At 73.1% G+C, this 12,885-nt stretch carries 9 protein-coding genes; all 9 read left to right on the top strand.

Annotated features, from left to right (window positions below; genetic code table 11):
- Positions 1–161: 161 nt before the first annotated feature.
- The 9 genes from ACW14Y_RS26480 to ACW14Y_RS26520 all read left to right on the top strand — a co-directional run bounded on the left by ACW14Y_RS26480 (position 162) and on the right by ACW14Y_RS26520 (position 12,792).
- Positions 162–2,015 carry an acetolactate synthase large subunit gene (locus ACW14Y_RS26480; RefSeq protein WP_380299308.1) on the top strand — a complete coding sequence of 618 codons (1,854 nt, stop codon included), beginning with the start codon at positions 162–164 and terminating at the stop codon, positions 2,013–2,015.
- Between the two features lie 35 nt (positions 2,016–2,050).
- Positions 2,051–2,575, top strand: a complete 525-nt coding sequence (gene ilvN, locus ACW14Y_RS26485) for an acetolactate synthase small subunit (protein ID WP_030392698.1) — start codon at positions 2,051–2,053, stop codon at positions 2,573–2,575.
- Between the two features lie 130 nt (positions 2,576–2,705).
- Positions 2,706–3,704 (top strand): ketol-acid reductoisomerase, encoded by a 999-nt coding sequence (gene ilvC / locus ACW14Y_RS26490; RefSeq protein WP_043468805.1) that lies wholly within the window; start codon positions 2,706–2,708, stop codon positions 3,702–3,704.
- Between the two features lie 256 nt (positions 3,705–3,960).
- Positions 3,961–5,544 (top strand): phosphoglycerate dehydrogenase, encoded by a 1,584-nt coding sequence (gene serA / locus ACW14Y_RS26495; protein ID WP_380299306.1) that lies wholly within the window; start codon positions 3,961–3,963, stop codon positions 5,542–5,544.
- 305 nt (positions 5,545–5,849) lie between these two features.
- On the top strand, positions 5,850–6,008 hold the full coding sequence (locus tag ACW14Y_RS26500) for a hypothetical protein (RefSeq protein ID WP_157855184.1): 159 nt from the start codon (positions 5,850–5,852) through the stop codon (positions 6,006–6,008).
- A 278-nt stretch (positions 6,009–6,286) separates the two neighbouring features.
- Positions 6,287–9,664: a S8 family serine peptidase gene (locus tag ACW14Y_RS26505; protein WP_456983646.1), complete on the top strand. Its 3,378-nt coding sequence runs from the start codon at positions 6,287–6,289 to the stop codon at positions 9,662–9,664.
- Positions 9,665–9,768: 104 nt separating this feature from the next.
- Positions 9,769–10,347, top strand: a complete 579-nt coding sequence (locus ACW14Y_RS26510) for a Uma2 family endonuclease (RefSeq protein ID WP_380299303.1) — start codon at positions 9,769–9,771, stop codon at positions 10,345–10,347.
- A gap of 77 nt (positions 10,348–10,424) precedes the next feature.
- Positions 10,425–11,462: a 3-isopropylmalate dehydrogenase gene (locus tag ACW14Y_RS26515; RefSeq protein ID WP_030392693.1), complete on the top strand. Its 1,038-nt coding sequence runs from the start codon at positions 10,425–10,427 to the stop codon at positions 11,460–11,462.
- Between the two features lie 217 nt (positions 11,463–11,679).
- Positions 11,680–12,792 carry a branched-chain amino acid aminotransferase gene (locus ACW14Y_RS26520; protein WP_456983647.1) on the top strand — a complete coding sequence of 371 codons (1,113 nt, stop codon included), beginning with the start codon at positions 11,680–11,682 and terminating at the stop codon, positions 12,790–12,792.
- The last annotated feature ends 93 nt before the right edge of the window (positions 12,793–12,885 follow it).

The raw sequence follows: 12,885 nt of genomic DNA on the forward strand, positions 1-12,885 counted from the left end.
GCACCGACGCTGTTCCACCACCGCAAGACCCCTGGCCCCGAGGCCCCGCGAAAGGGACGATTGGGGCAGAGCCGGCGATCGGCCCGCAAGCGGGACCCCACCCTCGACCCCCCGGGGCCCGCAAACCACCGGGCCGGCCAGAACCGAGAAGAGACAGGCAGATGACCGAGCACGCCGCATCCCCCCGCCGCGGGGACACCCCGGCCGCCCACGCTCCCGCTCCTCAGCACGTCGTCGAGACCATGACCGGCGCCCAGTCGCTCATCCGCTCGCTGGAGGCCGTCGGTGCGGACACCGTCTTCGGCATCCCGGGCGGGGCCATCCTTCCCGCGTACGACCCGCTGATGGACTCGACCAAGGTGCGCCACATCCTGGTCCGCCACGAGCAGGGCGCCGGCCACGCCGCCACCGGCTACGCGCAGGCCACCGGCCGGGTCGGCGTCTGCATGGCGACCTCCGGCCCGGGCGCGACCAACCTGGTCACCCCGATCGCCGACGCGTACATGGACTCGGTGCCGATCGTCGCCATCACCGGCCAGGTCACCTCCAAGGCGATCGGGACCGACGCCTTCCAGGAGGCGGACATCTGCGGCATCACGATGCCGATCACCAAGCACAACTACCTGGTCACCGACCCGGCCGAGATCCCCCGGGTGATCGCCGAGGCGTTCCACATCGCCGCCACCGGCCGCCCCGGCCCGGTCCTGGTCGACATCGCCAAGGACGCCCTGCAGGCCACCACCACCTTCCGCTGGCCGGTCGAGACCTCGCTGCCCGGCTACCGCCCGGTGACCAAGCCGCACGCCAAGCAGATCCGCGAAGCGGCCAAGATGCTGGTCACCGCCAAGCGCCCGGTCCTGTACGTCGGCGGCGGCGTCATGAAGGCCGGTGCCACGGCCGAGCTGCGCATCCTGGCCGAGCTGACCGGCGCCCCGGTGGTCACCACCCTGATGGCGCTCGGCGCCTTCCCGGACAGCCACCCGCAGCACCTGGGCATGCCCGGCATGCACGGCTCCGTCCCGGCCGTCACCGCGCTCCAGAAGGCCGACCTGCTCTTCACCCTCGGCGCCCGCTTCGACGACCGGGTCACCGGCAAGCTGGACAGCTTCGCGCCGTACGCCAAGGTCGTCCACGCGGACATCGACCCGGCCGAGATCGGCAAGAACCGCCCGGCGGACGTGCCGATCGTCGGTGACGCCCGCGAGGTGCTGGCCGACCTGATCGTCGCCGTCCAGGCCGAGTTCGACGCCGGCCACAAGGGCGACTACGCCGACTGGTGGGAGCGGCTCGACGAGTGGAAGACCACCTACCCGGTCGGCTACGAGGCCGCGCCCGGCGGCCAGCTCTCCCCGCAGCAGGTGATCGAGCGGATCGGCCGGCTGGTCGGCCCGGACGCCGTCTACGCGGCGGGCGTCGGCCAGCACCAGATGTGGAGCTCGCAGTTCATCCGGTTCGAGAAGCCGGGCACCTGGCTCAACTCCGGCGGCGCCGGGACCATGGGCTACGCGGTGCCGGCCGCGATGGGCGCCAAGGCCGGCCGCCCGGAGGCCGCGGTCTGGGCGATCGACGGCGACGGCTGTTTCCAGATGACCAACCAGGAGCTGGTCACCTGCGCCCTGAACGACATCCCGATCAAGGTCGCGGTCATCAACAACGGCTCGCTGGGCATGGTCCGGCAGTGGCAGACGCTGTTCTACAACCAGCGCTACTCCAACACCGTGCTGCACGCCGGCCCCGGCCACGACGGCATCGAGCCGCCGGCCCAGGGCACCCGGATCCCCGACTTCGTCCTGCTCGCCGAGGCGATGGGCTGCGTCGGTCTGCGCTGCGAGCGCCCCGAGGACCTCGACGCGGTGATCAAGCAGGCGATGGAGATCAACGACCGCCCGGTGGTCATCGACTTCATCGTCCACCAGGACGCCATGGTCTGGCCGATGGTCGCGGCCGGCACCAGCAACGACGAGATCCAGTTCGCCCGCGGCGTCCGTCCCGACTTCGGCGACGACCTCGACTGAGCCCCTTCCGGAACGACCAAGGGAACCCACGACCCATGTCCAAGCACACCCTCTCCGTCCTGGTCGAGAACAAGCCCGGCGTGCTCGCCCGGATCGCCGCGCTGTTCTCCCGTCGGGGCTTCAACATCGACTCCCTCGCCGTCGGCCCGACCGAGCACCCGGACATCTCCCGGATGACCATCGTGGTCAACGTCGAGGACCTCCCGTTGGAGCAGGTCACCAAGCAGCTCAACAAGCTCGTCAACGTGATAAAGATCGTCGAGCTCGACCAGTCCGCTGCGATCCAGCGGGAACTGGTCCTCGTGAAGGTCCGCGCCGACAACGACACCCGGTCGCAGATCGTCGAGATCGTCCAGCTGTTCCGCGCCAAGACGGTCGACGTGTCCCCGGACGCGGTGACCATCGAGGCCACCGGCAGCTCGGACAAGCTGGAGGCCATGCTCCGGATGCTGGAGCCCTACGGCATCAAGGAGTTGGTCCAGTCCGGTCTGGTCGCCATCGGACGCGGCGCCCGTTCGATCACGGACCGCTCGCTGCGCGCCCTCGACCGCAGCGCCTAGGACCGGCTCCGCCCCTCCGGGACGCGCCGCCGTCTCAAACCCTGAAGCACCGCCCCACCCCGACGCCGGATCCGCATACGGTAGGAACCACCGCAGACCCGGCAAACCACTCGCAAGGAGATGTGCCCCCGTGGCCGAGCTGTTCTACGAAGACGACGCCGACCTGTCCATCATCCAGGGCCGCAAGGTCGCGGTCATCGGCTACGGCAGCCAGGGCCACGCCCACGCGCTGTCCCTGCGCGACTCGGGCGCGGACGTCCGGGTCGGCCTGAAGCCGGAGTCCAAGTCCCGGGCCAAGGCCGAGGAGGCCGGCCTGCGCGTGGTCACCCCCGCCGAGGCCGCGGCCGAGGCCGACGTCATCATGATCCTGGTCCCGGACCCGATCCAGGCCGACGTCTACGAGGCGGACATCGCCCCGCACCTCAAGGCCGGCGACGCCCTGTTCTTCGGCCACGGCCTGAACATCCGCTTCGGCTTCATCAAGCCCCCGGCCGACGTCGACGTCTGCATGGTCGCCCCGAAGGGCCCGGGCCACCTGGTCCGCCGCCAGTACGAGGAGGGCCGCGGCGTCCCCGCGATCGTCGCGGTCGAGCAGGACGCCACCGGCAAGGCCTTCGACCTGGCGCTGTCCTACGCCAAGGGCCTGGGCGCCACCAAGGCCGGCGTCATCAAGACCACCTTCACCGAGGAGACCGAGACCGACCTGTTCGGTGAGCAGGCCGTCCTCTGCGGTGGCACCGCCGCCCTGGTGAAGGCCGGTTTCGAGACCCTGGTCGAGGCCGGCTACCAGCCGGAGATCGCCTACTTCGAGTGCCTGCACGAGCTGAAGCTCATCGTCGACCTGATGTACGAGGGCGGCCTGGAGAAGATGCGCTGGTCGGTCTCCGAGACCGCCGAGTGGGGCGACTACGTCACCGGCCCGCGGATCATCACCGCCGACACCAAGGCCGAGATGAAGAAGGTCCTCACCGAGATCCAGGACGGCACCTTCGCCAACACCTGGATCGCCGAGTACAAGGCCGGTCTGCCCAAGTACAACGAGTACAAGAAGGCCGACGAGGACCACCTGCTGGAGACCACCGGCAAGAAGCTCCGCAAGCTGATGAGCTGGGTCAAGGAAGAGGCGTAAGGCCTCGGGGAGGGCCCTCGCGGGTTTGTATCCCCCTTGTACAACAAGGCGGCTCCCGTCCGGGTGATTTTGCCGGACGGGAGCAGCCCGTTACCCAGCCCGTCGATACACTTCCGAGTGCGCGTCAGGCCCACAGCGTCGTGCGTCTAGCTACGCGGCATGCCACCTTCCCCCCGCCCGGCAAGGCCACCCTCGTGCCCGGATCCGGGGAGAACCGGACAGTTAAGGACACACTGTCGTGAGCGCTGCTACAACTGTGAAATCTGGCGTAGTACTGATCGCCGAAGAGCTGTCGCCCGCCACCGTCGACGCCCTCGGCCCGGACTTCGAGATCCGGCACTGCAACGGTGCGGACCGCGCCGAGCTGCTGACCGCCATCGCCGACGTGGACGCCATCCTGGTCCGCTCCGCCACCAAGGTCGACGCCGAGGCGCTGGCCGCGGCCCGCAGGCTCAAGGTGGTCGCCCGCGCCGGTGTCGGCCTCGACAACGTGGACGTCTCCGCCGCCACCAAGGCCGGCGTCATGGTCGTGAACGCGCCGACCTCCAACATCGTCACCGCCGCCGAACTCGCCTGCGGCCTGCTGATCTCCGTCGCCCGCAACATCGCGCCGGCCAACGCCGCGCTCAAGGGCGGCGAGTGGAAGCGCAACAAGTACACCGGTGTCGAGCTCAGCGAGAAGGTCCTCGGCGTCGTCGGCCTCGGCCGGATCGGCGTGCTGGTCGCCCAGCGGATGTCCGCCTTCGGCATGAAGATCGTCGCGTACGACCCCTACATCCAGGCCGCCCGCGCCGCGCAGATGGGCGTCAAGCTGGTCTCGCTGGAGGAGCTGCTGGAGGTCTCGGACTTCATCACCGTCCACCTCCCGAAGACCCCGGAGACCATCGGCCTGATCGGCGACGAGGCGCTGCACAAGGTCAAGCCGACCGTCCGGATCGTCAACGCCGCCCGCGGCGGCATCGTCGACGAGGCGGCGCTGCTCAGCGCCCTGCGCGACGGCCGGGTGGCCGGCGCCGGCCTGGACGTGTACGCCAAGGAGCCGTGCACCGACTCGCCGCTGTTCGCCCTCGACAACGTGGTCGCCACCCCGCACCTGGGCGCCTCCACCGACGAGGCCCAGGAGAAGGCCGGCATCGCCGTCGCCAGGTCGGTCCGCCTGGCGCTGGCCGGCGAGCTGGTGCCGGACGCGGTCAACGTCCAGGGCGGCGTGATCGCCGAGGACGTCCGCCCGGGCCTGCCGCTGGCCGAGAAGCTCGGCCGGATCTTCACCGCGCTGGCCGGCGAGGTCGCCGTCCGGCTCGACGTCGAGGTGCGCGGCGAGATCACCCAGCACGACGTCAAGGTGCTCGAACTGTCCGCCCTCAAGGGTGTGTTCGAGGACGTCGTGGCGGAGACGGTGTCCTACGTCAACGCCCCGCTGTTCGCCCAGGAGCGCGGTGTCGAGGTGCGGCTGACCACCTCCAGCGAGAGCCCCGAGCACCGCAACGTCATCACCGTGCGCGGCACCCTGGCGGACGGTGAGGAGATCGCCATCTCCGGCACGCTGGCCGGCCCCAAGCAGGTCCAGAAGATCGTCGGCGTGGACGCCTTCGACGTGGACGTCGCGCTCACCGACCACATGGCCTTCTTCAAGTACGAGGACCGGCCCGGCGTGGTCGGCGTCCTCGGCCGCCACCTCGGTGACGCCGGCATCAACATCGCCGGCATGCAGGTCGCCCGCGACGGCAGCGGCGCGCTCGCCTCCCTCACCGTGGACAGCGAGATCCCGCAGGAGGTGCTGTCGGCGATCGCGGCCGAGATCGGCGCCCGCTTCGCCCGCTCGGTCGACCTCGGCGCCTGAGCCCCGCACCACCCCTCACCAGGGCCCGGACCACCGTTCGCACGGCGGTCCGGGCCCTGGCGCGTTCCTCCGGGGGACGGCCGTCTCAGATAGTAGGAAATCCAAGTATTCGTGCAGACACCGCCGGGCGCGGGTCGTACCGTGGAGTCAGCCGCACGGTGTGCCGCCCCTGTAGCCAGGGCGTCCGGCCCGTGCGCGCGTCCGCACCCGATGGGCGGGAGACCCCTGCCCGGTGTACCTACCCCCCTCCTCCCCACCCCGCCGCGTCCGTTCCCACGGCGCGTATCGAACCAAGGAGCCCCGGTATGCCCCCGACCGCCGACCGCCACGCCGCTTCCGCCCCCGCCGCCCCGCAGACCCGCGCCCCCCGGCGCCGCCGGGCCGTCGAGCGGAACCCCTTCGCCGCCGCCGCGCTCCAGCGGGCGCTGGACCGCCGCGACAACGGCGGCGCGACCGGCCACTGACCGGCCGCGCCTCCTGCCGGCGGTCTTCGACCGGCGGCTCCTGACCGGCCGCCTCCGGCCCTCCTCGGCCCGTTCGGCGTTCATCCGCCGAATGGGCCGGACGGGCTGACGGAGGGTCACCCCCAGGAGTGCAAGTTGCCGCCGTTCGGTGGAAGTCGCTCGCCCCGACCGGCGCGATATTCCTAATTTGGGGCCCCCGGAAGGGTGATCGACGGCCGCGCGGGCGGACGTCAGCGGCACCGGATGCGGATCAGTTCCCCCGGCCGGGGGAGAGGACCATGCGCCGTCCCGTCGTCCGCCGACCGCTTTCCCGGCTCGGCCTGACGCTCACCCTGCTCGCCGGACCGGCCCTGCTCACCGGGGCCGCCCCGGCCACCGGCAGCCCGCCGACGTCCCCGGCGGCCCCGCCGGGCCGCTCCGCCACCGGCCCCGTCGCCGTCCTGCTGGAACTCGCCACCGAACCGGTCGCCCCCGCCTGGCGCCGGGCCGGTGACGAGGCCCGGCGGAACCGGCGCTCCCCGGAGGCCGTCCGGGGCGAGGCCGCCCGGGCCGGCGCCGCCCAACGCGGCCGCGCCTCCACGGCGCTGGACCGCCTGGCCGACGCCGTCCACGACGCCGTCCCCGCCGCCCGGGAGCTCTACCGCACCCGCACCCTGATCACCGGACTCGCCGTCAACGCGCCCGCCGACCGGCTGCCCGCGCTGCGCACCCTGCCCGGGGTCGCGGCCGTGCACCCGATCGTCCGCAAGCGGCGGGACAACGCCCACTCGGTGCCGGTGACCGGCGCGCCCGAGGTCTGGGCCGGTGGCTCCGCCGACGGCAACACCGGCGTCGGGGTGCGGATCGGCATCGCCGACAGCGGCATCGACTACACCCACGCCGACTTCGGCGGCCCCGGCACCGAGGAGGCGTTCCGCTCCGTCGACGGGGCGAAGCCCGCGCCGGCCGGCCTGTTCCCGAACGCCAAGGTGACCGGTGGCCGCGACCTGGTCGGCGACGACTACCAGCCGGATCCGACCTCCCCGCACTACCAGCCCGAGCCGCACCCGGACGGGAACCCGATCGACTGCGTCCGCAACGGCCACGGCACCCATGTCGCCGGTACCGCCGCCGGCCTCGGCGTCACCACCGACGGACAGCCCTACCGGGGCCCGTACCGGCCCGGCCTGGACCCGGCCGGCTTCCGGGTCGGCCCCGGCGCCGCGCCCGGCGCCCAGCTGTACGCGATCCGGGTGTTCGGCTGCGACGGCTCCACCGACCAGCTCGGCGAGGCCCTCGACCTGGCCGCCGACCCGGACGGCGACGGCGATCCGAGCGACCGGCTCGACGTCCTCAACCTGTCGCTCGGCAGCCGCTTCGGCGCCACCGACGACGCCGACGCCCTCGCCGTCGACCGGCTCGCCGCGCTCGGCACCGTGGTGGCCGCCGCGGCGGGCAACGAGGGCGACGTGTACGCCATCGGCGGCAGCCCCGGCACCGCCGCCAGGGCGCTCGCCGTCGCCGCCTCGGTCGACCCGCACAGCGACGCCGACGGCCTCACCGTGCTCGACCCGCAGCCGCTCGCCGGGGTCGTGCCGGCCCACTGGAGCGCCCGCTACCAGGACTGGTCCACCGCCGACGTGTCCGGTGAGCTCGCCCTGCCCGTCGACCAGCGGGACGGCTGCGCCGCCTTCTCCGAGGCCGACCGGCAGCGGATCGCCGGGCGGATCGCGGTGCTCGCCTGGAGCACCCGCGAGTCCGAGCGCGCCTGCGGCTCGGGCCCGCGCGCCGACCACGTCGCCGACGCGGGCGCGCTCGGCGCCCTGCTCGCGGCCGACGACGACCACCTCGCCGAGATCGCCGGCAACGACCGCGTCCCGCTGGCCCTGCTCGCCCGCGCCGACGGCGAACGGCTCCGCGCGGGCGCCGCCGCCGGTCCGGTCCGGGTCCGCCTCGCCGCGCCCGGCAACCCGCTGCACGGCGTCGTCGCCCAGGAGCAGCCGCAGCGGCTCGACACCCTCACCGACTTCACCTCCCGCGGCATCGGGGTGCCCGGGGTGGTCAAGCCGGACCTCGCCGCCCCCGGCGAGACCATCTGGTCGGCCCGGGTCGGCAGCGGTACCGACGGCCAGCGCGAGGACGGCACCTCGATGGCCACCCCGCACGCCGCCGGCCTGGCCGCACTGGTCCGGGCCGCCCACCCCGGCTGGACCGCCGAACAGGTCAAGGCCGCGCTGATGAACACCGCCGGGGACACCTGGCTCGGCGACGGCGGCACCGGACCGGTCTACGGGCCCGAGCGCACCGGCGCCGGCCGGGCCGCCGTCGACCGGGCCGTCCGCACCCCGGCCGTCGCCTACGCGGCGGGGGAGGGCGCGGTGGAGGGCGCCGTCGGCGTCTCCTTCGGCCCGGTCGCCGTCACCGGGCCGCTCGCCCCGGTGCGCGAGGTCGAGGTCCGCAACCTGTCCGCGGCCCCGGTCGCCTACCGGACCGGCTACGCGGCCGCCACCGAGCTGCCCGGCGCCCGCTTCGCGCTCTCGCCCGACCGGATCGAGGTGCCGCCCGGCGGCACCGCGCGGGTCCGGGTCACCCTGAGCGTGCCCGGCGCGCTCGGCCGCGCCCCGGACCCGACGATCGCCACCCTCCAGGGCGGCCGGGCCCGCAGCTACCGGGGCGAGCTCTCCGGCCGGCTGCTGCTGACCCCGGACGACCCGGCCGCCCCCGGCCTGCGGGTGCCGCTGTTCGCGGCCCCGCGCCCGGCCAGCGACCTGGCCGCCACCGCACCGGTCCGCACCACCCGCTCCGGGGCCGTGGTCGCGCTCACCGGCACCGACGCGCCCGGTGACGCGCCCGGACTGCTCAGCGCCTTCGCGCTCGGCGGGGAGGGCGCCCGCTGGGCCGACTGCCCGCCGAACAGCGGGGCGGCCGTCGGACCGGGCGCGGGCTTCGTGCCGGAGGGCAGCACGGAGGAGGCCGAGCACCTGCGGGACCTCTGCGTGGAGCGCCCCGGCGACCGCGCCGCCAACCTGCGGGCCGCCGGGGCCGCCAGCGACGCACCCGCCGTCGCCGGGGACCCGCTCGCCGAGGGCCGGCTCTACCTCGGCGCCCAGGTGTGGGCCCCGGCCGCCACCCCGGTCGGACTGTTCGGCGTCCGGGCCGTGCTGGACACCGACGGGGACGGCGTCACCGACGTGCTGGTCAAGGCCGACCGGATGCGCGGCAGCGACGTCCTGGTGGCCCGGACCCTGGACGCCCGCACCGGCGCCGAACTCGACGTCCAGCCGCTGAACGCCCGCTGGGGCGACACCGACACCGCCCTGCTGGACTCCGACACGGTGGTCCTGCCGGTCCGGCTGTCCGCCCTCCCGGGCGTCCGCGCCGGGCACAGCACGGTCCACTACGCGGTCTGGACCGGCCTGGCCGGCTCCGGACGGGACCCGGCCGACGCCTTTTCCGCGATCGGCCTGCGCGGCACCCGTCCCACCCTCGCCGTCGACGTCCTGCACCCCGCCGTCGACATCCGCACCGGCCCCGGCGGCCCCACCGCCCTGGCCGCCCCCGTCCACCCCGCCACCCTGCTCGACATCCGCCGCACCGACGGCGACCGGTCGCGCGTCCTCCTGCTCCACCACCTCAACCCGGAGGGCCGCCGCAGCCAGATCCTGACCCTGCCGTAACCACGCCCGAGGGGGCGCGCGACCACCGTCGGGCGCCCCCTCGAAGGGGTGGAGTGGGGGGAGAATCGTCCGAGTAGCCTGGGAACCGCCACGAGGATGCCCGCATGGGAGGAACCATGAGCGTCGCGCCGTACCCTGATTGGATCATTCCCCCGACCGAGGGGTACACCGCCGAGGACCTCGACCGGCTGCCGGATCTCCCGCCGCACACCGAGCTGCTCGACGGGAGCCTGATCTTCGTGAGTCCGCAGACCCTGTTCCACATGCGCATGCTCCGTAGGTTCGAGCGGGCCCTGGAGTCGGCGGTCCCGGAGGGTTGGCAGGCGTGGCGGGAAATGACGATCCGGCTCGACGCACGCAATCGCCCCGAGCCGGACCTCACGGTCGTGAACGAGCAGGCGGACACCGGCCCCGACGGCACCTACTGCGATGCACAGGACGTCCTGCTCGCTGTGGAGATCGTCTCCGAGGAGTCCCGGGACCGTGACCGCGAGGTCAAGCCGCGCAAGTACGCGGCTGCCGGTATCGCGCACTTCTGGCGGGTGGAGAAGGACGAACTCGGGCAGGCGATCGTCCACACCTACGAGATCGACCCGGCCACCCGGCTCTACGGGCTGACGGGGATCCACCACAAGCAACTGAAGGTCGACCGGCCCTTCCCGGTCGACATCGATCTCACCTGAGCACGTTCCATCAAGGCTCCTGTCCGGATGGTGGACGTCGGATGTCAGGCTCTGGGATGCCGGAGTAGCCTCCGAGCATGTCTCGCACGATTCGTCTCGCAGTCGTCCCCGGTGACGGTATCGGCCAGGAAGTGGTGGCCGAGGGCCTCAAGGTGCTGGAGGCGGCACTTCCCGCCGATGTGAAGCTGGAGAGCACCGAGTTCGACCTCGGCGCCCGGCGTTACCACCGCACCGGTGAGACTCTCCCGGAGAGCGTGCTCGCGGAGCTCAAGGCCCACGACGCGATCCTGCTCGGCGCCATCGGCGACCCGAGCGTGCCGTCCGGAGTGCTGGAGCGGGGGCTGCTGCTGAAGCTGCGGTTCGCCTTCGACCACCACATCAACCTCCGGCCGGGCCGGCTCTTCCCGGGTGTGAAGTCGCCGCTGGCCGGCGAGCCGGAGATCGACTTCGTGGTCGTCCGCGAGGGCACCGAGGGCCCGTACGTCGGCAACGGCGGCTCCCTGCGCACCGGTACCGAGCAGGAGGTGGCCACCGAGGTCAGCCTCAACACCGCCTTCGGCATCGAGCGCGTGGTGCGCGACGCCTACCGCCGGGCGCAGGCGCGTCCGCGCAAGAAGCTCACCCTGGTGCACAAGAACAACGTGCTGGTGCACGCCGGCCACCTGTGGACCCGGATCTTCGAGCAGGTCGGCACCGAGTTCCCCGAGGTCACCACCGACTACCTGCACGTGGACGCGGCGACCATCTTCTTCGTCACCCAGCCCGAGCGGTTCGACGTCATCGTGACCGACAACCTGTTCGGCGACATCCTGACCGACCTGGCCGCCGCCGTCACCGGCGGGATCGGCCTGGCCGCCAGCGGCAACATCAACCCGAGCGGTGCCTTCCCGTCGATGTTCGAGCCCGTGCACGGCTCGGCGCCGGACATCGCCGGGCAGGGCAAGGCCGACCCGACCGCCACCGTGCTGTCGGTCGCCATGCTCCTCGACCACCTCGGGTACGCCGCCGAGGCCGCCCGGATCGAGGCCGCGGTCGCCGCGGACCTCACCGAGCGGACCGGCACCCGTACCACGTCCCAGGTCGGCGACGCGCTCGCCGCCCGAGTATCCGCCTAGGAGGCCGGGACCCGACAAACGGTGTTCCGGCCCGAGGGCCGGACCCCATAACGGCAGCTTGCGGTTCTCCAAGGAGCCCGCGACTGTTCGGCACGGCCCTCTGGATGCGAGTATCGACAGTGGGCCGTGCCGTCGTGCGTCCGTACCGGAGCGAGAGTCCGGGACGAACACCGGCGGAGGCGGCCCGGACCAACCCCACGGTGAAGGACACACAGCCATGAGCACGCCCACCCAGGCGCCCATCACGTTCGACCTCAAGCCCTCCGCGCACCCGCTGCCCCAGGCGGAGCGCGAGGCCCGGCTGGCCAACCCGGGCTTCGGGCGCGTGTTCACCGACCACATGGTCACCATCCGCTGGACCGAGGGCGTGGGCTGGCACGACGCCCAGCTGGCGCCCTACGCGCCGATCGAGATGGACCCGGCCAACATGACCCTGCACTACGGCCAGGCGATCTTCGAGGGCCTCAAGGCCTACCGCCAGGCCGACGGCTCGATCGCGACCTTCCGCCCGGAGGCCAACGCCGCGCGCTTCCAGGCCTCCGCCCGCCGGCTGGCGATGCCGGAGCTGCCGGTCGAGGCCTTCGTCGAGGCCGTCGAGCTGCTGGTCCAGCAGGAGCAGGCCTGGGTCCCGAACGAGCCCGAGCAGAGCCTCTACCTGCGGCCGTTCATGTTCGCCACCGAGGTCGGTCTGGGTGTCCGGCCCGCGAACTCCTACCTCTTCATGATCATCGCCTCCCCGGCCGGCGCCTACTTCCCGGGCGGCGTCAAGCCGGTCTCGGTCTGGCTCTCCGAGGACTACGTCCGCGCGGCCCCGGGCGGCACCGGTGCCGCCAAGTGCGCCGGCAACTACGCCGCCTCCCTGGTCGCCCAGGCCGAGGCCGCCGCCAAGGGCTGCGACCAGGTCGTCTGGCTCGACGCCGCCGAGCACCGGTGGATCGAGGAGATGGGCGGCATGAACCTCTACTTCGTCCTCGGCGAGGGCAAGGACGCCCGGATCGTCACCCCCGAGCTGTCCGGCGCCCTGCTGCCCGGCATCACCCGCGACTCGCTGCTGCAGCTCGCCACCGACCTCGGCTACGCGGTCGAGGAGCGGAAGATCTCCACCGAGGAGTGGAAGCAGGGCAACGCCGACGGCACCCTGACCGAGGTCTTCGCCTGCGGCACCGCCGCCGTGATCACCCCGGTCGGTTCGGTGAAGTCCCGCGGCGGCGACTGGACCGTCGGCGCCGGCGAGCCCGGCCCGGTCACCATGGAGCTGCGCCGCTCGCTGCTCGCGATCCAGGGCGGCCAGGCCCCCGACACCCACCGCTGGCTGCACCGGATCGTCTGATCCCGCCGCGCCGGGCGGGCCGCCGCAGGCACCCGCCCGGCCGGTCCGCCGCGGCCGACCGCCACCCGCCCGTCCAGGCCCGCCCGTTCCGGA

It is taken from the genome of Kitasatospora sp. cg17-2 (assembly GCF_054031055.1).

Coding starts and splice junctions, on each gene's coding strand:
- ACW14Y_RS26500 (WP_157855184.1), top strand. CDS start 5,850: ATGCCCCCGACCGCCGACCGCCACGCCGCTTCCGCCCCCGCCGCCCCG.
- ACW14Y_RS26515 (WP_030392693.1), top strand. CDS start 10,425: ATGTCTCGCACGATTCGTCTCGCAGTCGTCCCCGGTGACGGTATCGGC.
- ilvN (WP_030392698.1), top strand. CDS start 2,051: ATGTCCAAGCACACCCTCTCCGTCCTGGTCGAGAACAAGCCCGGCGTG.
- ACW14Y_RS26520 (WP_456983647.1), top strand. CDS start 11,680: ATGAGCACGCCCACCCAGGCGCCCATCACGTTCGACCTCAAGCCCTCC.
- ACW14Y_RS26505 (WP_456983646.1), top strand. CDS start 6,287: ATGCGCCGTCCCGTCGTCCGCCGACCGCTTTCCCGGCTCGGCCTGACG.
- ACW14Y_RS26510 (WP_380299303.1), top strand. CDS start 9,769: ATGGGAGGAACCATGAGCGTCGCGCCGTACCCTGATTGGATCATTCCC.
- ACW14Y_RS26480 (WP_380299308.1), top strand. CDS start 162: ATGACCGAGCACGCCGCATCCCCCCGCCGCGGGGACACCCCGGCCGCC.